We start from the raw sequence: 21515 nt of genomic DNA, 5'->3' as shown, positions 1-21515 counted from the left end.
TATCGGGTATCCTCGGAGAGTGGCGATGTCAGAGCGTGAACCTGAGCATTTCGACGTGGTCGTGGTCGGTGCCGGAATATCCGGTATCGGCGCGGGCTACCATCTGCAGACGCAGTGCCCGGATCGATCCTACGTCATCCTCGAGGGGCGACCGCAGCTGGGCGGGACGTGGGACCTGTTCCGCTATCCCGGCATCCGGTCCGATTCTGACATGTACACGCTCGGTTATTCGTTCCGTCCGTGGACCGAGGCGAAGGCGATCGCGGATGGCCCGTCGATCCTGCGCTATGTGACCGAGACCGCGCGCGATTTCGGGATCGACCGGCACATCCGCTTCGGCCATCACGTGAAGCGCGCGGCGTGGTCGACGCCCGATGCGTGCTGGCGCGTGGAAGCCGACGGGCCCGACGGGCCGGTCGTGTTCACCTGCAACTTCCTCTTCATGTGCAGCGGCTATTACAATTACGCGCAAGGGCACACGCCCGACTGGCCGGGCACCGAGGATTTCGCGGGGCGCATCGTCCACCCGCAATTCTGGCCGGGCGATCTCGACTATGCGGGGAAGGAAGTCGTCGTCATCGGCAGTGGCGCGACCGCGGTGACGCTCGTGCCCGCGATGGCGGATACCGCCGCGCACGTAACGATGCTCCAGCGCTCGCCGACCTATGTCGTGTCGCGCCCGGCGGAGGATGCCGCGGCGAACTGGCTGCGGCGCAAGCTGCCCGCGAAGCTGGCGTACGGGCTGGTGCGCTGGCGCAACGTGCTGCTGGGGATGCTGTTCTTCAAGATGGCGCGGGGACGTCCGGCGCAGACTAAGGAACGGCTGATCGGGCTGGTGCGCGACCAGCTCGGACCGGACTATGACGTCGCGACGCATTTCACGCCGAAATACAATCCGTGGGACCAACGGTTGTGCCTCGTTCCGGATGCGGACCTGTTCGAGGCGATCAAGACGCACCGTGCGTCGGTCGTCACCGACCGGATCGTGCGCTTCACGCGTGACGGACTGCTGCTGGAGTCTGGGCATGAACTTCCCGCCGATGTCGTGGTGACCGCGACCGGGCTCGAGCTGCAGTTGCTCAGCGACGTGGCGTTCAGCGTCGACGGGGTGCCGGTCGATCTGACCGATACGTTCAACTACAAGGGGATGATGTATAGCGACGTCCCCAACATGGCGTCGTCGTTCGGGTACACCAATGCGTCGTGGACGCTGAAGGCGGACCTGACGTGCGGCTATGTCTGTCGCTTGCTCAACACGATGACGAAGCGCGGGCTGCGGCAGGCGACCCCGCGCGTCGGCGGGGCGGATCTCGCGCCCGCACCGTTCCTCGACTTCACTTCGGGGTATGTCACGCGGGCGATGGCGAAATTCCCCAAGCAGGGGAACAAGGCGCCATGGCGGGTGCACCAGAATTATGCGCGTGACCTGCTCGCGCTGAAATATGGCTCGGTGGATGACGGGATGGAATTCTCCAATCCCGCTCCGGGGCGCGTGACGGCGAAGCGCAAGGACGTGGTGGCGGCGTAGTTTCTCCGTCCGCTGCTGCTTCCCCGGCGAAGGCCGGGGCCTAGGAGGACAGGCCTCCTTAGAACGGGCGGTGACCGACAACGCCGGTCCCACGACTGGGCCCCGGCCTTCGCTGGGGAAGCGGGATAGAGAGGAGGTCGGGGGCACTCACCCGGGAACCCACCCCCGTTACGAATGTTTCCCAACCATTGCTGGATTGCACCTTGTCGCGTTCGTTCGAACGAACTAAAGGCGCGCTGTGCTGCAGCAACGACTCCTCGACATCGCCATTGCCGAATTCGGGGCCAAGGGCCTCGAAGGCGCAAGCACGCGCGGAATCGCCAAGGCGGCGGGGACCGCGATGTCGTCGATCACCTATCATTACGGTGGCAAGGAAGGCCTGTATCTCGCGGCGGCGGACCATATCGCCGGGCAGATCGGCGACCATATGGCCCCCGCGCTGCGCGACGGTGGCGTGACCAAGGATATGACCGCGGACGACGCACGCGCAGCGATCCACCAGATCCTCGCGCGCTTCATCGATACGATGGGCACCCACAAGAGCAGCGCCTTCTCGCTGTTCGTCGTGCGCGAGCAGATGGAGCCGACCGAGGCGTTCGATCGCATCTACGGCGGCCTGATGGGTAAGATGCTCGAGACGATGGTGCAGCTCGTCTGCATCGCGACCGGCCGCCGTGACGCCTTTGCGAGCGAGGTCGCGGTCGTCACGCTGATGGGGCAGGTCGTCACGCTGCGGGCCTCGCGCGCGACCGTGCTCAAGCTGCTCCGCCGCAAGGACCTCGATGCCGAGGCGCTGTCCGCGCTCGCCGCGCGGATCGGCGCCAACGCCGACGCCATTCTCGACCGTATGATCGCCGAACGACAGGAGCTTCCATGAGCGACGACCCCAACGCCGCCAAGCAGGACGACGCAAAGCCCGAAGAGGCGAAGCGTTCGTCCACCGAGCAGGACACGCACGGCAAAAGCGGTGACGGCAAGAAACAGGACGACGAGTCCAAGAAGGACGGTTCGGACGAGGACGATTCCGGGGGGGACGATTCCGGCGGGGACGATTCGGACGGCGACGACGCCGATTCGAAACCGAAGAAGCCCTCGATCTTCTCCAAGCCGCTGTTCTGGATCATCCTCATCATCGTCGTCGCGGCGATCGTGATCGGCGGAACGCTCTATTATCTCGACGCGCGCCAGTATGAATCGACCGACGACGCGTTCGTCGACACGCATATCGTGCGGCTCGCGCCCAAGGTCGCGGGCACCCTCAAGTCGGTCGCGGACATCGACAACCGCCATGTCGAGGCGGGCCGCCTGCTCGCGGTGATCGAGCCGTCGGGTCCGGAAGCGCAGGTCGCCGAGGCGCAGGCGAACGTGAAGCAGGCGCAGGCGCAGTTCGAGCAGTCGCGCGCGCAGGTCGCCGCGGCGCAGGCCAATCGCGACCAGGCGGTCGCGCAGGCGCGCAGCCCGCTCGCCACCGCCGCCAAGGCACGGCAGGATCTCGCGCGCTACGAGGCGCTGTTGCGGATCGATCCGTCCGCCGTCGCCGGGCAGCAGCTCGATGCCGCGCGCGCGACCGCGCGCTCGACCGCGGCCGATGCCGCGGCCGCACGTCAGCAGATCGACAGCGCCGACGCCAACATCCTCGTCGCCCGCCGGCAGGTCACCGCCGCCCGCGCGGTGATCGATGCGCGCCGCGCGACGGTGCAGCAGGCGAGCATCACGCTCGGCGACAACCGCCTCGTCGCGCCGGTGTCGGGTCAGGTGGTCAACCGCTCGGTCAATGTCGGCTCCTATGTCGGGCCGGGGACGCAGTTGCTTGCGATCGTGCCCGATCACGTCTGGATCACCGCCAACTTCAAGGAAACGCAGCTGCGCGACATGAAGATCGGCCAGAGCGTGACGATCAAGGTCGATGCCTATCCCGACATCAAGTTCCTCGGCCATGTCGACTCGGTCCAGCGCGGGGCAGGGCAGGCGTTCGCACTGCTCCCGCCGCAGAATGCGACCGGCAATTACGTGAAGGTCGTCCAGCGCGTTCCGGTACGGATCGAGTTCGACGCGAAGAACGGTCCGGATCCGCGCAAATATCCGCTCGGCCCCGGCATGTCGGTCGTCCCCACCGTCAAGGTCCGCTGAGGTGGCGAGCGCCAAGGCGCAGGACGGTTGGGATCCGTCCCGGTCCGGCGCGGGCGCGTACAGCCCGTGGCTGATCGTCGCGATCATCAGCATCCCGACCTTCATGGAGGTGCTGGACACGTCGATCGCCAACGTCGCGCTCGATCATATCGCCGGCGGCCTGTCGGTCTCGAACGACCAGGCGACGTGGGTGCTGACCAGCTACCTCGTCGCCAACGCCATCGTCATCCCGATCAGCGGCTGGTTGTCCGACGTGATTGGGCGGAAACGCTATTTCCTGCTATCGATCGCGCTGTTCACGATCGCCTCGTTGATGTGCGGGCTTGCGCCCAACCTGTCGACGCTCGTCATCGCACGCGTGTTGCAGGGCATCGGCGGCGGCGGGCTGGCGCCGGTCGAGCAATCGATCCTCGCGGACACCTTCCCGCCCAAGCAACGCGGGATGGCGTTTGCCGCCTTCGCGATCGTCGTCGTGGTCGGCCCGGTGCTCGGGCCGACGCTCGGCGGCTACATTACCGAGAATAGCAGCTGGCACTGGGTGTTCCTGATCAACGTGCCGATCGGGATCGCCTCGGTGTTCCTCGTCAACCTGTTCGTCGATGAGCCGGAAGCGATCAAGAACGACCGCAAGAAGCTGCTCAAGCGCGGGATCCGGGTCGATTACATCGGCATCATCCTGATCGCGCTCGGGCTCGGCTTCTTCGAACTGACGCTCGATCGCGGCGAACGCGAGGACTGGTTCGCCAGCAGCTTCATCATCATGACCGCGAGCATCTCGTTCATCGCGCTGACCGCACTCGCCTTCTGGGAAACCAATCACCCCGAACCGGTGGTCGACCTGAAACTGCTCAAGAGCCGTAACTTCTCGCTGACGCTGCTGATCATGGGGATCACCGGCATGATCCTGTTCGGCACGACGCAGCTGATCCCGCAGATGTTGCAGCAGGTCCTCGGCTATACCTCGTTCCAGGCAGGGCTCGCGCTGACCTTCGGCGGGATCGCGACGCTGGTCGCGGTGCCCTTCGCCGGACGCCTGTCGGGCGTGGTCGACGTTCGGCTGCTGCTGTTTCCCGCGCTGCTGGTGCAGGCGTTCGCGCTTTGGAACATGACGCATCTCAACGCCGACATCTCGTTCCAGGATGCGGCGTTCGCGCGACTGTTGCAGGCAATGGCGCTGCCGTTCCTGTTCGTGCCGATCAACGCGGTCGCCTATGTCGGCCTGCCGCAGAACAAGACCGCGCAGGCCTCCAGCCTGCTCAACGTCGCGCGCAACCTCGGCGGGTCGATCGGCATCTCGACCGCGCAGACCTTGCTCGCCTCGGCGCAGCAGCGGCACCAGTCCGAACTGGTCGAGAAGCTCAGCCCGATCGATCCCAATTATACCGACTGGCTGTCGAAGGCGCAGGGCGCGTTCGGCGGGCAGGGGGACCCGGGAACGACGTCGCTCGCGGTGCTGTACCAGACGGTGCAACGCCAGGCGTCGATGCTCGCGTTCCTCGATGTGTTTCGTTCGCTGATGATCGTGGTGCTCGTCGTGGCACCGCTCGTTTTCCTGATGCGCTCCGGCAAGTCCGGTGGCGGTGGTGGAGGCATGGCCCATTGACCCGCTCGTTCTTCTCTCTGGCCCTGCTTGGCAGCACCTTGCTGGCCGGGTGCACCGTAGGGCCGAACTATCACGCCCCGACGATGCCCGTCCCGCCGGCGTTCGCCGAGCGCCAGCTCGCGCCCGCGCCGGGTGCGCAGGTCGATCCCGCGCGCTGGTGGGCGGCCTTCGGTGATCCGCGGCTCGACTCGCTCGTCGAACGCGCCCTGAAGGGCAGCCCCGACATAGCTATGGCGGCATCGCGCGTGCGGCAGGCCCGGTTGCAGGAAATTTCGGCGCGCGCCGTCGGCAAGCCGACGGTCGATGCGACGGGCAACGTCAGCCATATCGAGTTCAGCAAGAACGCCGGGCTCTCCTCGATCGCGCAGGCCTTCTCGGGCGGTAGCGGCGGAGGATCGGGCGGAACGGGCAGCAGCAGCGGCTTCGCGCTTCCCGGCAGCGGGATCACGACCTTTTCGGTCGGGTTCGATTCGAGCTGGGAGCTCGACCTGTTCGGCGGCGGCCGGCGCGGCGTGGAAGCCGCCGGCGCCCGCGTCGAAGCGGCCGAATGGACCCGGCGCGATGCCGCGGTGACGCTCGCCGCCGAGGTCGCGCAGGCCTATTTTGCGCTCCGGCTCGACCAGGAGCAGATCGCGGTGATCCAGGACGAACTGGTCTCGCAACAGCGGTCGCTCGACATAGCCGGCCATATCGCGCGGGTCGGTCTCGTCCCCTCGATCGACGTCACGCGGCAGCGCGGGTCGATCACCGGCACGCAGGCGCGGCTCGAGCCGATCCGCGCGGACGTGCGCGTGCGGATCCACGCGCTCGGAATCCTGCTGGGGGTCGAGCCCGAGACGCTCGATGCCGAACTGGCGCGGCCGGGCGTGCCGCTGGTGGCGTTGCCGGTGGTTCCGGCCGGGCTGCCGTCGGACCTGCTCCGCCGGCGCCCCGACGTGCGGGCGGCGGAGCGGCAGCTCGCGGCATCGACCGCGGACATCGGCGTCGCGGTGTCGGATCTTTACCCCAAGTTCAACCTGACCGGCGTGGCGCAATTGCTGTCGACCTCGCTGGCCAACCTGTTCACCGGCAACAGCCTGCAGCTGACGGGCACGGGCGCGGTGCAGTTTCCTTTGCTCGACTGGGGACGGCGCAAGGCCACGATCGGCATCCGCAAGGAAGACCGCGAACAGGCCTATCTGCGATACCGCACCACCGTGCTTGGCGCCTTGCGCGACGTCGAGGATCCGCTCGCGCGGCTCGATGCCGAGCGGGCGCGCAACGCCGCGCTGCAACGCGCAGTCGCCGATGCGCAGACCACCGCGCGCTCGGTGGAGGCGCAATATCGCACCGGGTTTGTGACGCAGACCTCGCTGCTCGACGCGCAGGTCAACGTGCTGAGCGCGCGCGAGCAGCTGGCGGCGAGCAACGCGCAGTTGCGGCAGGACACCGCCGCGCTGTTCAAGGCGATCGGGGGCGGCTGGGAAGAACCTGCGCGGGCGACCACGGGGTGATTGGCAAGTTGGTTAATCCATGCCTAGAACCAAGGGCATGGACACACCCGAACAGCTTTACGCCGCCGCGCTGACGCATCTCGAGGCGTTGATCGGTTTCGACACCACCTCGCGCGATTCCAACCTGCGGCTGATCGCATATGTCGAGGCGTTCCTCCGGGCGCACGGCGTGGCGAGCCACCGCGTCGCCAATCCCGAGGGGACCAAGGCGAACCTCTATGCGACCGTTGGTCCGGTGGTGCCGGGTGGAGTCGTGCTGTCGGGGCATACCGACGTGGTGCCGGTCGACGGGCAGGCCTGGAGCAGCGACCCGTTCGTGCTGACCCGGCGCGGCGATCGGCTGTTCGGCCGTGGGACGTGCGATATGAAGGGCTTCCTGGCGCTGGCGCTTGCCGCGGTGCCGGGGTTCGCGCGCGGGGAGACCGCACGGCCGATTCACCTGGCCTTCTCCTACGACGAGGAAGTCGGCTGCCTCGGGGCACCGTCGATGATCCGCGAGCTCGTCAAGGATCTCCCCGCGCCGCTCGCGGTGATCGTGGGCGAGCCGACGAGCATGGAGGTGGTCAGCGGGCACAAGGGGATCTCGACTTGGCGCGTGACGGTGACCGGGCATGAGGCGCATTCGAGCCTGACTCACCTCGGGCTGTCGGCGAACATGATCGCGGTCGGGTTGATGGAGCAGCTTCGCCAGATCGCGGACGAGCTGGCGCGGCATGGCGACCCGGACTCGCCCTATCATCCGCCGCACGCGACCTTGACGATCGGGCTGATCCAGGGGGGAACGGCGGTCAATATTCTGGCGCGCGAATGCTCCTTCACGTTCGATTTGCGCACGCCACCGGGCCAGGATCCGGACCGGATCATTGTCCCATTTCTGGACGCCTGCGCCACGGCTCATCGCATGGCGCAGGAACGTTTTGCGGATGCAGGCGTGGCGGTGATTCGGCGATCCGCGACGCCATCCTTCGCCCCCGAGCCCGATGGCGCGGCCGAACTGCTCGCGCGGCGGCTGGCGGGCGACAACGGCCCGACGCGCGCGGCGGCCTATGCGGCCGAGGCCGGGCAATTCCAGGGGGCGGGGTTTTCGACGATCATCTGCGGCCCGGGCTCGATCGAGCAGGCGCATCAGGCGGACGAATATATCGACCTGGCCCAATTCCGGCGCGGTGCGGCGTTTATGGCGCGGCTAGGGGAGGCTATGGGATGAGCAGTAAATTGCTGAACTGCATCAGAATTTTACCGTTTGTGGCAGACGGTTGCAGTAAATCTGCGGCGTGATGCCAAATCAAATCGCATCGTTAGGCAATTGTTTCAGTAAAAGGACACGAGAGGCGGTCAAAACCATTTAGAATTTCGGCCCGACACCGCGCGATAGCGATTGGTCACTATCCGGCGCTGCATCGGGCCGAGCCCTGATTACCAGGGACGAACGCCTTCGCCATAGACGAGCGAGATGATGAAGCGGATCATGACTTTTCTCCCTTGTACGTTCAGTTGAACGTCCAATTTTGTTAATTGAATCTTAAGACTAACGCAATCTGCTATTGAGGTGGCGACGCAGCGCCGGATGCGGTTAACAGTTCTTTCACGGATGGCGTCTAGCAGTGAGGAATGGTGCGAAATTTGCCTGACCAGCGTCCGATGCCGAGCCCGGATCATGCCGTGATCCCGTCGGCGGAAAGGGGCGGCGTACGGAACACGCGCACGGCCGAAGGCCGCGCCACGACGGCGGTCGCCTCGGACGGGCGGTGGCATTGCGTGTGCATCGTCGAGATCGTGAACTTCCTCGCCATGCGGCGTTTGCTCGGTCGTGTTCGGGCGGATCGTCTGCGCGACGACGTGCGTACCAGATTGGCACAGCACTGCGCCGATCTGGAAACGACGGTGGCCGGCCGCGAGGCACTCGAATTCTGGCTGGATCGGGAAAGCTACGCCGACGTGTTGCGCACGATCGCGGAACTGGATGCGATGTTCGTCGCGCCGTTCGATCTCGACAATGAATCGCACCGGCTCGAGATTGTCATCGGTGCCGCGACAGCGCCGCTCCATACGACGGAAGACGTACGATTGGTCGAGGAGGCGGAATTCGCGCTCGACGAGGCCCGGCGCGAACAGCATAGCGTGCTGCGCGACCTCTCCGCGGGAACCGCCGCGTTCGATCGTCTGACGCTGACGCGGGAATTGCCAAGCGCGATCGCGAAGGGCGAGATGTTCCTGCAGTATCAGCCCAAGGTGCATGTTCGCAAAATGGCGATCAACAGCGCGGAAGCGCTGGTACGCTGGCAACATCCCGAACGCGGTTTGATCCTGCCGGGGGATTTCATCACGGTCGCGGAAGAGGCCAACCAGATCGCACCGCTGACCTTGTGGACGCTCGATCGGGTGATCTCCGATCAGAAGATACTCGTTGCCGACGGGCGCGACCTCACGCTCTTCATCAACATATCGGGCAAGCTGCTGGGCGACGCGGCGTTCGTTGCCGAGGCTTGCGCCAAGATCCAGGGCAGCGGTGCCAAGATCGGGTTCGAGATCACCGAAACCGCCGTCATCCGCGATCCCGAATGTGCGATCGCCAATCTCCAGACGTTGGCCGGCGTCGGGATCAGCATTGCGATCGATGACTATGGCGCAGGCTTGTCGTCCCTGGCGTACCTCAAGCAGTTGCCGGCACGCGAGCTGAAGATCGACAAGCTGTTCGTGTCGCAATTGACGAGCAGCAACCGCGACCCGTTGATCGTGCGATCGACCATCGACTTGGCACACGCGCTCGACATGGAAGTTACGGCGGAGGGGGTAGAAACGCGAGCCGCGATGGCGCTGTTGACGGTGATGGGCTGCGACATGATCCAGGGATATCTGATCAGCCGCCCCATTTCGATCGATGCGCTGCGGGTCTTCCTGCAGGATGAAGTCGGCAGCCCGGGGGATCAGGTTCGCGAAGCCATGTTCAGCCGACCCGCATCCTTGTGGAAAAGTGCCTGAACGGCCTTGATCAACAGCGCGCTCCATCGTGACAGGTATGCCAGCCGGATGAGGACGTGGATGAAGCAATGGTCGCGCGGTATCGTCCTGGGGATCGGGCTGCTCCTTTGCGCCGTCCTGCCTGCGGCAGGGCGGGAAGCCAATCAGGCGGGCAATACGTTCGAGGGTTTGGTCGCCAATGCCAAGGCATCGATGCTGATCGACGCGGCCAAGGCGGCGCAGTGGGCACGGGAAGCACGGGTGCTCGCGGCCAAATCGCCGCCCGGGACGCGGGATACCGATATGGCGACGTCCTTTTGGCTCGAAGCCGAGGCGGATCTCCGGATCGGTAAGACCGCCGAAGCCGCGCCCTTGCTGTCCAAGGCCATATCGCTCGTCGCAAGGCAGCGCCCGAGCAAGCTGTCCGGCGATATCCTATTGTCGCTTGGTGGACTTCGGACTGCCAATGCCGATGTAGCTGGAGCTTTGAGATCCTATCAGGCGGCTTACGAAGTCTTTCGCAAGACGGGCGACGTGCGCAGCAGGGCCATTGCGATGGTCACGATCGCGCTCCTGTATCAGGAAGCCAAGGACTACGATTCCGCGCTTAAATATCTCAAGGAAAGTCTGGAGATCTATACAGGAGACCCCCAGATATTGTTCGCGGTGCATAATAATAAGGGCGTTTCCCTAAATGAGTTGGGTCGCTTCCGTGAATCGCTGTCTGAGTTTGAAAAAGCACTTGAAATTGCAACCGCTCTGAAAAGTCCGTTCCAGCAGGCGCGTACCTATCGGAACATGGCACGGACACAGTTGGCCGAAGGACAAATCCAGGCTGCGGACCGCTCGATTGCGCAGGGCCTGGCTTCCGCGCGTAACGACGAACCTGATTCCGCCAGCGACCATTTCCTCGTGCTGTCGGCCTGGTCCGCGCGGCTTCATGGGCGCCTCGATACGGCCAGGCGGTTGATCGAGCGGGCATTCGCCACCGTGGATCAGGAGACGTCGACGCTCGATCTGCGCGAAGGGCATCAAACCGCCTATGATATCTACAAGGATCTGGGCGACGACCAGCAAGCGCTGATCCATCTGGAAGCGTTGAAGAAACTCGACGACCAGACATCGAAGCTCGCCGCGTCCGCCAACACCGCTTTGGCGGCGGCCCGCTTCGACTTCGCCAACCAGGCACTCAAGATCGAAAAGCTGCGCCGGGCTCAATTGCAGCGCGACATCGACGATACGAAGCTGCGCGCGCAGACGCAGCAGACCATCTTCGGTGGGCTCGCGATCGCGACGGGGATCATCGTCGGCATGCTCGTCTTCGGCCTCGTCACGATCCGGCGCAGCCGCAACGAGGTTCGCGCCGCCAACGTCGATCTGGCCGAGACCAACGTTGCCCTGGGCCGGGCGCTCGCCGCCAAGACCGAATTTCTCGCGACGACCAGCCACGAGATCCGCACGCCGCTGAACGGCATCCTCGGCATGACGCAGGTGATGCTGGCCGATCCCGGGATCGATCCGGCGGTACGGGATCGCATCGGCGTGGTGCACGGCGCCGGGATCACGATGCGCGCGCTGGTCGACGATATCCTCGACGTCGCCAAGATGGAGACGGGCAACCTCACCATGGAGGCGATTTCGTTCGATCTGCGCGGGACGCTGACGGACGTGTCGCGCTTGTGGGAGGACCAGGCGCGGGCGCGCGGCGTGACGTTCCTGCTCGACCTCGACGCTTGTCCCGCCTTCATCGTCGGCGACGCCGCACGGTTGCGGCAGATCGCCTTCAACCTCCTGTCCAATGCGCTGAAGTTTACCGAGCGTGGGTCGGTCACGCTGCGCGCCGCGGAGGACGGCGAGACGCTGGCCATTTCAGTCGAGGATAGCGGGATCGGCATTCCGGCCGACAAGATCGACCTGATCTTCGAATCCTTCCGACAGGTCGACGCGGGGACCACGCGCAAGTTCGGGGGGACTGGGCTTGGCCTGACGATCTGCCGCAATCTGGCACAGGCAATGGGCGGCGAAATTTCGGTCGCGAGTGTCGCGGGGGAAGGCTCCACCTTCACGGTACGGATCCCGCTGGTTCGGGCAACCGGACCGGAGACGGCGGTCGCCGTGGCCGACGGGGTCGGGGAAGCGCTCGTCATTCTCGACCGCAATCCGATTACGCGCAGCATGCTGCGCGCGGTGCTGGAACAGCATGGCGAGACGGTGCTGTTCGCATCGTCGGTGGAGGACGCGCTCGATCGGATCGCGAAAGGTGGCGTTTCCCGCGCGGTGATCGATGAAGCAACGATTCGCGCCTTGCCCGACCAGGCGGCCGCGCTGCGTCTGCTGGGGGCGGCGGAGGTGCGGTCCACGCTCCTCTGGACATCACCCGATGATACTGAACTCGCCCGGTTTTTATCATTCGGGATCGATCAGGTCATAACCAAGCCAGTATCCGGAACCGCGTTGCGAGCCCGGGTGTTTGGTAACGAAACGTCCGAAAAATCCCTGAATTCCGGGCTTGTCTCGCAAGCGGCATGACCCGATAGAGGGGCGATGAAGTCGGAAGTATCGCTTTTGATCGTGGATTTTGGGATGTTCCGATGAACATACTTTTCATCGAAGACGACCCGATGAATCGGCGTGTCGTGAAGGACATGCTCGACGTGGCGGGGGCCACGATGACGGGCGCCGAGAGCGCCGAACTGGGGCTCGAACTGATCGACGCGAACGATTACGTGATGGTCCTGCTCGATCTGCGCATGCCGGGTATGGACGGGTTCGAAGCGTTGCGGCGGATCCGGGCGCGCGGCGATGCCAAGGCCAATCTCCCGGTCATCATTCTGACCGCCGATACCGCGGTGGATTTGCGTGAACGCTGTCTGGCGGATGGCGCGGACGATATCCTGTTCAAGCCGGTTGCGATGGATTCGCTGTTCGACGCGATCGGACGCACGCTGGCCAAGGGCGCCGGCGACGGCATGATCACCTGATCACCACGCCTCCTGCATCGGCCGGCAACGCCCGTGGGTTGCGGCGGCGAGACGGTAGCGCGCGGGTCTATTCCGGCGCGGGCGCCGGGAAGCGCGTGAGCGCTGCCTTGAGCGACTGGGTAGCGCTTCCGCGCCGGGCGGGCTGCGGCTGGCTCGGCGCAGGGGCCCAGCCGGTCAGGTAGATGATGTCGAACCGTTCGGCCGTCTTGCCATCGGGATCGGCGCGCGCGGCAAAGGTCTCGGCGGCCAGCGCGAGGGTATCCCGGCGCAACGGAACGCGGTCGCGCAGGATGTTGGTTGCGCCCATGCCCCGCAGGTCGCGCAGCAAACCGCCGATGGTTGCATAGCGCACCGTCAACGGCTCGATATCGGCGACCGGCAGCGCGAACCCGGCGCGCATCAGCAGGTCCCCGGCCGATCGCACATCGACCTGCGGATGGATCCGCGCGGCAGGACGTTCCCGCTCGACCTCCCGCAGACTCGCGCGCAACGTCGATAGCGTGCCGGCGCCACAGAAGGCCGCGAGGAACAAACCATCCGGCCGCAGCATCCGCCGCGCGAGCGCCAGCGCACCGGGCAGATCGTTGACGCTGTCAAGGACGCCCGCCGACACGATCAGATCGAACGATTCCGAGGCGAAGGGCAATCGGTCTTCGTCCGCCTCGACGCCGCCGGCCGCCTGCGCGAAGGCGGCGCCGGCGTCGCAGCGTGTCACGTGCACGCCCGGCGGGGCAGGAAAGCCGGCATCGAAACAGCCGAGGTCGAGCATGTCGGTGAACGCGCGCTTCACCGTCGCGAGCCGATCCACCAGCCCTTCGACCATTACGGCGCGCAGGAAATCATACGCAGCGAAATCGGGTGCGGCACGATCGCGATGGAGACGGCGGGCGGTACGGTCGAAGAGGTCTGGGGCGCTCACGGCGCCGCTTGTGCCGTGTGGGGCCGTGCGCGACAAGGGGGCACGTGTCCGCCTGGCTCGCCCCGCTGCGTCTCGTCGCCGATTTTGCGCTGCCGCCGCGGTGTCCTGGCTGTGGTGCGGTCACCGGCGCCGATCATCGCTTCTGCGCGACATGCTGGGGCGGGTTGCGCTTCCTTGCGCCGCCCTGGTGCGCGGCGTGTCATCGTCCGTTCGCGATCGATCAGGGGCCGGGGGCGTGCTGCGACGCGTGTCTCGCCCGTCCGCCGCGACACGCTGGGGTTCGTGCGGCGGTTGCCTATGGCGATGTCGCGCGGACGGTGGCGCTGCGCTTCAAATATGGCGGGCGGATCGCCTTTGCCGAGACGATCGCGCGGCAGCTGGTTCGGATCATGCCGGACGACGCCGATCTGCTGGTGCCGGTGCCGCTCCACCGCTGGCGGTTGTGGTCGCGCGGGTTCAACCAGGCGGCGCTGATCGCGGCCGCGCTGGCGCGGGCAACGGCGGTGCCGAGCGATCCGCTGCTGCTGCAGCGCACACGAGCAACCCCGCCGTTGCGCGCAATGGGCCCCAAGGCGCGCGCACGAACCGTCAGGGGGGTGTTTCGCGTTGTCGACCGAAGGCGACCATCCGGGGCAAGGCGGTCGTGCTGATCGACGACATTCACACCAGCGGCGCGACGACCGATGGATGCGTGGGAGTCCTGCTCGATGGCGGTGCACGACGCGTCACGATCCTGTGCTGGGCGCGTGTGCTCGATGCGGACGATTGATGCCAAAAGATTGACATTGCGGGGGGCACCCCACATTTCTGCGTCATGTCCAAGATTGAAATCTATACCAAAGCGTTTTGCCCGTATTGTGCACGGGCGATGAAGCTCCTCGCGTCCAAGGGCGTGACGCCCGAGGAATTCGACATCACGATGGGCGGTCCCAAGCGGACCGAAATGCTCGAGCGTGCCAATGGCCGGACGACCGTCCCGCAGGTGTTCATCGACGGCCAGCATGTCGGCGGCTCGGACGACCTCGCCGCGCTGGAGCGTGACGGCAAGCTGGACGCGCTGCTCGGCCTGTGAAGATCGCGGTCGCCCAGTTGACCAGCGGCATCGATCCGGTGCGCAACGCGGGCACTCTGGTCGATGCCGTGGCGCAGGCGGCGGCAGGCGGGGCAGGGATGCTGTTCACGCCGGAAATGTCGGGTCTGATCGATCAAGACCGCAAGCGGGCCGCGGCAGTGCTGCGCGCCGAAGCGGACGATCTGGTGCTGGCCGCCGTCCGCCAGGCGGCGGCGGCCCATGGCATCTGGGTGCACGTCGGGTCGCTGGCCGTGCGGACGGCGGAGGGGCGACTGGCCAACCGTGCCTTCGTGATCGACGACGCGGGCGAGATCCGTGCACGCTATGACAAGCTCCACCTGTTCGACGTGGACCTGCCGACGGGTGAAAGCTGGCGAGAATCGGCTTCCTACGTGCCGGGGCAGGATGCCGTGGTGGTGGATACGCCGGCCGGCACCCTCGGCTTGTCGATCTGCTATGATCTGCGGTTCCCCGATCTGTACCGGACGCTCAGTAATGCCGGCGCGAACGTGTTGGCGATCCCCGCCGCCTTTACGCGCCCGACCGGCGCCGCGCATTGGCACGTGCTGATGCGCGCCCGGGCGATCGAGGCGGCGGCTTATGTCGTGGCGGCTGCGCAGACCGGCGAGCATGAGGATGGCCGCGCAACCTACGGGCATTCGCTCGTGGTCGATCCCTGGGGGCAGGTGGTACTCGACATGGCGGAAGCCGCGGGGGTCGGCTTCGCCGAGATCGATCCGACCCGTATCGCGGATGTGCGCGCGCGTATCCCGGTGCTGTCGCATCGTCGCCCGATACCGCCGGTCCGGTTTGGATGATCGTCTTCGACCTGCAATGCGCCTCTGCCCATGTGTTCGAAGCCTGGTTCGGCTCCGGCGCGGCATTCGAGGATCAGCAGGCGCGCGGCTTGCTCGCGTGCCCGTTATGCGGCGATGCGCGGGTCATCAAGGCCGTGATGGCGCCGAACGTCGGGGTCAAAGGCAATCGCGGCGCGGATAGCCGGTCCACGAGCCCAACGCCCAAGATGCCGCCACCGGCCGAGATCAAGGCAGCGCTCAAGGCGCTCGCCGCGACGCAGGCGCACATGGTGCGGCAGTCGACCTGGGTCGGACGGGGCTTTGCCGACCAGGCATGCGCCATGCACGACGGGGTGGTCGAACAGAGCGCCATTCATGGCGCGGCCACGCTGGCCGAGGCGAAGGCGCTGCATGAGGACGGCGTTCCGATCATGCCGCTGCCGTTCCCGTTGCTTCCGCCGGAAACGGTGAACTGACGCCGCATGGTGCGCGGTTCCGCAAGGCCGCCGTGGTGGTATCCAATGCGCTGTCGTCGGCACGTCGAGGTCGATTGACCCCCTCTGGCGGACCCATTACTGGTTCAGCCAGTGCCCCCGTAGCTCAGGTGGATAGAGCGACGGTTTCCTAAACCGCAGGCCGGTGGTTCGAATCCACTCGGGGGCACCACTCGCAGCCGCAGAAAAGCGCGCAATTTCTCAAGTCGCAACCAAGAGCCGAAGTATCACCATGAACCTCCTTTAAGGTTTGTTCCGGCGATACCCCCGTTATGTTCGCGAAACGAGGGGCAGAGTGCATGACGTTCCCTTCGGTATGTGATGGCCTATGGAGCGAAGAGCGCGCCGTCCCTAGGAGTCGCCAGGCGCTTCGCGACGATCGGTCCTACGTCTATTTCATCGGCGGCGAGGGCACGCCCGTTAAGATCGGTCTTAGCACATGTCCGTACGAGCGACTGGCTCATCTCCAAACGGCCCATTGGATTGAGCTTCGCATCCTTGCGCTGATCGAAGGAGGGTTGGCGGTCGAACGTTATTATCATCGTCGTTGGAGCCGACATCGCTTGCTGGGGGAGTGGTTCGAGTGAGCGCCGGCGATCCAGAAAGAGATCGCGCGCATCGCTTCGCTTCACCCGCTTCCGGCCCACGTCTCGAGGTACAACGGTGCCTTGTCCCTGCTCCCGGCAGAGCCGATGACCAGAGATATCTCGTGACGGTAGTCGAGGTCGTCGCGCTGTTGCGCCGGACGCGACTGCGGGTTGGCGACGAGGCCGCGCTTCAGTTGTCGATCGAAAAGGCGCTCACCGCCGCCGGCGCAGAATTTGAGCGCGAGCACCGCTTGAACGCCGCCGACCGGATCGATTTCATACTTGGTTCGGTCGGGCTCGAGGCGAAGACCCGCTGCAACAAGCGCGTCATTTACCGCCAGCTGGAGCGCTACGCCGCGCACGACGCGATCAGCGCGCTGATCCTCGTCACCGGCACCGCAATGGGCCTGCCGCCCGCGATCGGCGGCAAGCCGGTTTATATCGTATCCACGGGTAGAGCATCGCTGTGAAGACCCATGGCACACTGACGCTCGGTATCGACCGCTACGGCAAGCCGCGGTGGTCGATCGACGATCTCGCGCCGCACGTCGTGATGGCGTTCAAGCGCCTGTTTCCTCGCGTGCCGACGACCGTCATCACCCTGCACCTCAGCGACACCGACGAGTTTCGCTCGGACCTGCTATGGTTCATACTCCGGTATCCGCTCGCGCATGACCAGCAGCGCGCGATCGATGAGGGGGCGCAGCACGTAATTGAACGGATTGCCGAGGTCGGTGCCGTCCTGTTGCCCAGCTAGCAGCCAAGCGAGCTAAATTCCACCATAGTAGTAAGGCTTGATACCGTGAACGGCGTGAACGTTTACCGCCCTTCGCCAGAATGCTAAGCCCAGCGACTATTCTACTCCGCAGTGAACGGTGGTGCCGCTTCACCGCCTTGACGGGTCGCCATTGGGTCGACCTCCGCTTCGGTAACAGCAATCTTCTCTTCGCGCACGGCCTTCTTGGCGCGCCTCTTTTCTAGCCAGCGGTCGCCCCCCGGGCCCGACCATACGCTGAAACTCTCATACGCGCTCCTCGCAGAAGGAGATTTCGGCATGTCGGTCGCCGAGGCAAATACGTCATAGTACCGCTGGAACGGCTTACGGTCCTCACGCCACCCCCAAGACCAAGACCATGATAATTCAGGGACAGTCTCGCCGCCGCGGTGAACGGTGCGATCGATGATCGCCGCGAAAAGGAAATTGTTGACGGTCTTCACGAACGTGCGGAGAAGGTCCGCGATGTCTTGAAGATCATCAACCGAGGGATAGAACGGCCGTTCCAGGACTGTCGAGTGTTCTTGGAGACCTAGTTTCATCGCGTTCTGACTTCCGAGCCGACCCGACCTGTGTACGCAGCAGTGTCTGATCTCGCAGATTCGCGCGAACTCGTTCATCGCGGCCTCCATCTCAGAGCCACCGATCTCTATCCCAAGCACCTCGGCGAACGCATCGCGAATTCCGCGGCGGCCGGCGAAAGAAAAACGTTCCAGTAGCGCCTCTGGCATCAGCGCCCGTTCATGGTGGAAGGCGGCTCCGAATGAAAGCGAAAGTGGCTCGGATCGCTTTCTGGCTATCTCGTCCGCGATCACGATCCTACGGATTACCGCACGCAAGAAACTTTCAACCGCAGAAGTGTAGCCAAGAAGAACCAAGCTGCCCAAAGGCTTGGGCAGTGTGGATGAACCGAACGACATGAACAACTTGTTCAGCGCTTCGGTGTCCTCAAGGAAGGTGTCGATAGGGCTGGCCTCTTTAGGGCGCTTCCCGCAGTCGAACATGCTTTGGGTCGAAAGGTGTGGAAAGGCCTGCAACGTCGTGACGGCTCGATAGTCGGAAGCGACCGTCATGATAGGAACTCGTCCACAAACGCGTTGACTTGCTCGAGCACCTTGTTGGACCGGCGTTCACCCACTCCCCAACTTTTGCGAAGTTCCGTGCCTGGATCCTGCAGCCCCACAATGCTGCCGACCGTCAGCAGCTTGCGTTTGTGCAGCGATTCGATGCTGAAGCGTGAGAGGCCAGGGATTTCAGTGACCGGAATCTCCATGCATCGCGAATAGGTTGAGCCATCCAGAAGTTTCTTCCCACACCCATGGCAGAAGCGCTGGGTATCGTTGAGCCGTTCGGTCTTGCAAAACTGGCACGAGGGCAGGTCGTAGTGCAGCGCCTCCACCTCCGCCGCTCCCACTAAGCTGGCGATGGATCGGCGGACTGGATGCTTGTCGCGAGGTAGACGAAGAATCTGCGCGATTCGACGCGGACCGCCACCCCGCCCCTGGATGATGGCCCGATCCGCGATGAGCGCTCCGACGTGGGGCGTTAAGCGTCTGAGCTTGCGATCCGGACCGTGCGAAACCTCGCCCTCTTCCCGGACCAGCCCGGCCTCGACGAGAAGGTTCAACATTCGCTGTGTCATGGCATTGAAGTCAGAGGATAGCACGGCGACCTGAAGTTGGACATGATCGCCCCCGTTGGTCCCGTTTGCCTGCCGAAGAGCCTCGACCATGGCGTTGAAGAGGTTTCCGCCGGTGTTGATTATTGTCGACAGTTTCGGCAGTTTCAGCGCAAGCGACTTGTACTCGGCCCAACGAGCATCGCGGTGTTCTCTGATTAGCCGTGTTACGATTGCTTGGTCGGTAGAATTAGCTCCGCTATCAATCCACTCGCGTAACAATGTCAGATAGGCGCGCGGAACGCCGAACGCGGCGTACATGAGAGCCTCTCTGACATCGACGGGAACACGCGTCACGTCGGGCAGCCTTTGGTTCGCGATGTCTTGCATGATCTCACCGTAACGGGAGTCGTTCACCGAGAGCCAAACTGGGATTGAGCGCCCCTCGTGATCGGCGTGGAAGCGCGGGCCGTATTCGGTAGTACCTGGGTAAACAGATGCCTTGGGCGAGATATCGCTCGACTTGAGAACTCGAACGATGTCGAAGAATTCGACGAGGAATTCTGGGGTCAGCGTAAGTGCGGCGTCGTCGAGGAGTATGATCGCCCTTGTGCGGCCGGCGAGACGTACTGCGGCACGAACCAAATCCTTGACCAGCGACAGGCTTATCGCTGCGGCAACCCGCTCGTCTTGCTCGGACGGGGTGACCGCCCGCTCCGCCCTGTCCACGAACTCGCTGAGTTCTTCGCCCGAGATCGGCGACTCTCGCCAGAAGAGTTCTGCAAGGCTCGGGTCGGATTCCTCAAGGGAGCGTGCAACCCCAAGAATGATCAATGCCAACACCCATGCGTGGAAGATTAGCATCGCGTCGGATCGCGAGTTCAGCAACGGCTCCAGACGGAGATATCGGTTGAAACTAACATAGGTGGCGAACGGCGCAGTCGCGTCGTCGCGGCAGAGCAACGACGCGTACCGCATCATGTGCGTCTTGCCGCAGCCTCGAGGTCCGACGATTAGCACCAACCCCTTCCGTCGAAGTGCGCGGCTCACGTCATCCAGGTAGTCCTCGACGATGGTTCCGGTAAGGATTTGATCATCAGTGAGGTGATCCGCGCGTTCCTCAAAATCCAGTTCTTCCACACTTTAATCCCGCCTGTCCCTAGCGACCAACGTACCGCGTCCCAGCGGCCAAGCAAGCGCGCTGTTGCCAACATACGCTGACCCCTACGCTCTTGCGCGACTTATTCTGCCGGTCCATGCGCAACCGGTCGACCTTGGCGAGGCGCCTGCGACGAACCGGTACCCGATCGGGGCAGATCATCTGGTACCCGACTTTAAAACGACATAAGGTGGTCGACAGGGGGATGCCGTGCTCGACGACAAGCTGTGCAAGTTTTACAGTCCAGGCTGGCTCGGGGACCTCGTCGCTGCAACGCTTCAGGACCTGCCAGCCACGATCGTCGATCTGGGCAGCGGCCCTGGGTCGCTTGGGCACGCAGCGCGCCTGCGCTGGCCTCATGCGCGATTAACGACGGTCGATATAGATCCCGACGCCTCCGCTTTTACGCCAGATAGGCACTGCTTGCAGAACCACGTCGCGCGCAATGTCCTCATCGACGGACTCGCGCGGGCCCTTGGGGTGGAATTGGGATCGGTCGACGTTGTATTATCGAACCCTCCTTACACAAGAGTCCGACGGACCCGCTCGATCACCCGAGTGCTCGAGCGGGCGGGACTTGCCGAGGCGGTGGCAGGCTGGTCCACGATTCCTGCTGATCTGGTCTTCTTGGCGCAGGCGCTACTGCTTACTCGTCCTGGCGGGACAGTCGCGTTTGTGGTTCCCGACACGATGATCTCGAGCGAAACGATGGCTTCGGTACGCCGGCTCTTGATCGGAGCGCACAAAATCGAGCTGGTCATCCAGCTCCCTCGAAGCACTTTTGGGCGCACCGATGCCCTCGCATTCGTCATTGTCATTAAAAAAAGCGCTCTTGGCGGTCCCATACGTCTTGCGGCTGTCGGTGACGCAGGCTTGATCAGTACTCGCGTCACCATCCAAGCACCGGCAGGGGTGCAAAGGTTGGATTGCCTCTACCACGCCGCGGTCCAACCAGATCCCTCGAGGGCAAGTCTTGCGGACCTAGGTGCGAACGTCAGCCGAGGACGTAGGAATTCGCGCGACGTAGCAACGTCGTCGAAGCGGATATTTCATACTGGGGACTTCCCCGACCGTCCTGGAGCGGCCATCGTGGTGTCCTGCGAAGCCGTGCGATCAGGAGCCACCCGCGATGTGCTCGCCGAACCCGGAGACATTTTGATGGCGCGTGTGGACCGCCGATTGGAGCGCAAAATATGCTTTGTTCGCGAAGGAGCCGTTGAAATCTCTGATTGCGTCCTTCGATTGCGGCTCCCAGAATTAGCTCGCGAACGTGCGCTATCCGGTCTGCTTTCTGAGGAAGGGCAAATCCAAATCATGTCCACAATTAGGGGAACTGGCGCGAGACACATTTCAGCACGCGCGCTGCTCTCAATACGAGTCTAGTCTTCGGATCGGCTT

At 64.2% G+C, this 21515-nt stretch carries 18 protein-coding genes, 1 tRNA gene and 1 pseudogene; 17 read left to right on the top strand and 3 right to left on the bottom strand.

Going from position 1 to position 21515, the window contains the following annotated elements; translation table 11 throughout:
* The first annotated feature begins 25 nt into the window (after positions 1 to 25).
* The 9 genes from L8K25_RS02980 to L8K25_RS02940 all read left to right on the top strand — a co-directional run bounded on the left by L8K25_RS02980 (position 26) and on the right by L8K25_RS02940 (position 12696).
* The gene (locus tag L8K25_RS02980) at positions 26 to 1528 is read left to right on the top strand and encodes an NAD(P)/FAD-dependent oxidoreductase (protein WP_242137426.1); all 1503 of its coding nucleotides are present in this window, start codon (positions 26 to 28) and stop codon (positions 1526 to 1528) included.
* Between the two features lie 238 nt (positions 1529 to 1766).
* Positions 1767 to 2405 (top strand): CerR family C-terminal domain-containing protein, encoded by a 639-nt coding sequence (locus L8K25_RS02975; protein WP_242137425.1) that lies wholly within the window; start codon positions 1767 to 1769, stop codon positions 2403 to 2405.
* Complete coding sequence (locus L8K25_RS02970) at positions 2402 to 3658, top strand: HlyD family secretion protein (protein WP_242137424.1); 1257 nt, start codon at positions 2402 to 2404, stop codon at positions 3656 to 3658. The genes L8K25_RS02975 and L8K25_RS02970 overlap by 4 nt, the downstream gene beginning before the upstream one ends.
* A gap of 1 nt (position 3659) precedes the next feature.
* The gene (locus L8K25_RS02965) at positions 3660 to 5261 is read left to right on the top strand and encodes a DHA2 family efflux MFS transporter permease subunit (RefSeq protein ID WP_242137423.1); all 1602 of its coding nucleotides are present in this window, start codon (positions 3660 to 3662) and stop codon (positions 5259 to 5261) included.
* The gene (locus tag L8K25_RS02960) at positions 5258 to 6754 is read left to right on the top strand and encodes an efflux transporter outer membrane subunit (protein WP_242137422.1); all 1497 of its coding nucleotides are present in this window, start codon (positions 5258 to 5260) and stop codon (positions 6752 to 6754) included. The genes L8K25_RS02965 and L8K25_RS02960 overlap by 4 nt, the downstream gene beginning before the upstream one ends.
* Positions 6755 to 6791: 37 nt before the next feature.
* Entirely contained in the window at positions 6792 to 7961 is a 1170-nt protein-coding gene (argE, locus tag L8K25_RS02955) for an acetylornithine deacetylase (RefSeq protein WP_242137421.1), read from the top strand.
* A 416-nt stretch (positions 7962 to 8377) separates the two neighbouring features.
* Positions 8378 to 9736, top strand: a complete 1359-nt coding sequence (locus L8K25_RS02950; RefSeq protein WP_242137420.1) for an EAL domain-containing protein — start codon at positions 8378 to 8380, stop codon at positions 9734 to 9736.
* A 60-nt stretch (positions 9737 to 9796) separates the two neighbouring features.
* Positions 9797 to 12244: an ATP-binding protein gene (locus tag L8K25_RS02945; protein ID WP_242137419.1), complete on the top strand. Its 2448-nt coding sequence runs from the start codon at positions 9797 to 9799 to the stop codon at positions 12242 to 12244.
* Between the two features lie 62 nt (positions 12245 to 12306).
* Positions 12307 to 12696 carry a response regulator gene (locus L8K25_RS02940; protein ID WP_242137418.1) on the top strand — a complete coding sequence of 130 codons (390 nt, stop codon included), beginning with the start codon at positions 12307 to 12309 and terminating at the stop codon, positions 12694 to 12696.
* A 67-nt stretch (positions 12697 to 12763) separates the two neighbouring features.
* Here L8K25_RS02940 and L8K25_RS02935 read toward each other — a convergent pair whose 3' ends face one another.
* A complete protein-coding gene (locus tag L8K25_RS02935; protein ID WP_242137417.1) occupies positions 12764 to 13615 on the bottom strand; it encodes a methyltransferase domain-containing protein in 852 nt (283 codons plus the stop codon).
* Between the two features lie 44 nt (positions 13616 to 13659).
* Here L8K25_RS02935 and L8K25_RS02930 point away from each other — a divergent pair.
* From L8K25_RS02930 to L8K25_RS02900, 7 genes and pseudogenes are all read left to right on the top strand, one after another.
* Positions 13660 to 14384: pseudogene (locus L8K25_RS02930) on the top strand (ComF family protein).
* Between the two features lie 45 nt (positions 14385 to 14429).
* The gene (gene grxC / locus L8K25_RS02925) at positions 14430 to 14687 is read left to right on the top strand and encodes a glutaredoxin 3 (protein WP_242137416.1); all 258 of its coding nucleotides are present in this window, start codon (positions 14430 to 14432) and stop codon (positions 14685 to 14687) included.
* Positions 14684 to 15505 (top strand): carbon-nitrogen hydrolase family protein, encoded by an 822-nt coding sequence (locus L8K25_RS02920; protein WP_242137415.1) that lies wholly within the window; start codon positions 14684 to 14686, stop codon positions 15503 to 15505. The genes grxC and L8K25_RS02920 overlap by 4 nt, the downstream gene beginning before the upstream one ends.
* On the top strand, positions 15502 to 15960 hold the full coding sequence (locus L8K25_RS02915; RefSeq protein ID WP_242137414.1) for a DUF1178 family protein: 459 nt from the start codon (positions 15502 to 15504) through the stop codon (positions 15958 to 15960). Before L8K25_RS02920 ends, L8K25_RS02915 begins: the two co-directional genes overlap by 4 nt.
* A 113-nt stretch (positions 15961 to 16073) precedes the next feature.
* A tRNA-Arg gene (locus L8K25_RS02910) sits at positions 16074 to 16150 on the top strand.
* A gap of 537 nt (positions 16151 to 16687) precedes the next feature.
* Entirely contained in the window at positions 16688 to 17035 is a 348-nt protein-coding gene (locus L8K25_RS02905) for a hypothetical protein (protein ID WP_242137413.1), read from the top strand.
* Positions 17032 to 17322 (top strand): hypothetical protein, encoded by a 291-nt coding sequence (locus tag L8K25_RS02900; protein WP_242137412.1) that lies wholly within the window; start codon positions 17032 to 17034, stop codon positions 17320 to 17322. Before L8K25_RS02905 ends, L8K25_RS02900 begins: the two co-directional genes overlap by 4 nt.
* Positions 17323 to 17423: 101 nt before the next feature.
* On the opposite strand, the gene L8K25_RS02895 is transcribed toward L8K25_RS02900, so the two are convergent.
* Positions 17424 to 18413 carry a hypothetical protein gene (locus L8K25_RS02895; protein WP_242137411.1) on the bottom strand — a complete coding sequence of 330 codons (990 nt, stop codon included), beginning with the start codon at positions 18411 to 18413 and terminating at the stop codon, positions 17424 to 17426.
* Entirely contained in the window at positions 18410 to 20098 is a 1689-nt protein-coding gene (locus tag L8K25_RS02890) for an ATP-binding protein (protein WP_242137410.1), read from the bottom strand. The genes L8K25_RS02895 and L8K25_RS02890 overlap by 4 nt, the downstream gene beginning before the upstream one ends.
* 229 nt (positions 20099 to 20327) lie before the next feature.
* Here L8K25_RS02890 and L8K25_RS02885 point away from each other — a divergent pair, with 229 nt between their 5' ends.
* Complete coding sequence (locus tag L8K25_RS02885; RefSeq protein ID WP_242137409.1) at positions 20328 to 21500, top strand: N-6 DNA methylase; 1173 nt, start codon at positions 20328 to 20330, stop codon at positions 21498 to 21500.
* The last annotated feature ends 15 nt before the right edge of the window (positions 21501 to 21515 follow it).

The sequence above is a fragment of the Sphingomonas sp. TREG-RG-20F-R18-01 genome (assembly GCF_022662475.1).
Classification (GTDB): domain Bacteria; phylum Pseudomonadota; class Alphaproteobacteria; order Sphingomonadales; family Sphingomonadaceae; genus Sphingomonas.
The sequence above is the reverse complement of the archived record's forward strand: the minus strand, read 5'-3'. Positions and strand labels throughout refer to the sequence as shown.

Bases quoted from the DNA above. Each gene is read 5' to 3' on its own strand.
- argE (WP_242137421.1), top strand. From the start codon at position 6,792: ATGGACACACCCGAACAGCTTTACGCCGCCGCGCTGACGCATCTCGAG.
- grxC (WP_242137416.1), top strand. From the start codon at position 14,430: ATGTCCAAGATTGAAATCTATACCAAAGCGTTTTGCCCGTATTGTGCA.
- L8K25_RS02895 (WP_242137411.1), bottom strand. From the start codon at position 18,413: ATGACGGTCGCTTCCGACTATCGAGCCGTCACGACGTTGCAGGCCTTT.
- L8K25_RS02945 (WP_242137419.1), top strand. From the start codon at position 9,797: ATGAAGCAATGGTCGCGCGGTATCGTCCTGGGGATCGGGCTGCTCCTT.
- L8K25_RS02980 (WP_242137426.1), top strand. From the start codon at position 26: ATGTCAGAGCGTGAACCTGAGCATTTCGACGTGGTCGTGGTCGGTGCC.
- L8K25_RS02970 (WP_242137424.1), top strand. From the start codon at position 2,402: ATGAGCGACGACCCCAACGCCGCCAAGCAGGACGACGCAAAGCCCGAA.
- L8K25_RS02915 (WP_242137414.1), top strand. From the start codon at position 15,502: ATGATCGTCTTCGACCTGCAATGCGCCTCTGCCCATGTGTTCGAAGCC.
- L8K25_RS02940 (WP_242137418.1), top strand. From the start codon at position 12,307: ATGAACATACTTTTCATCGAAGACGACCCGATGAATCGGCGTGTCGTG.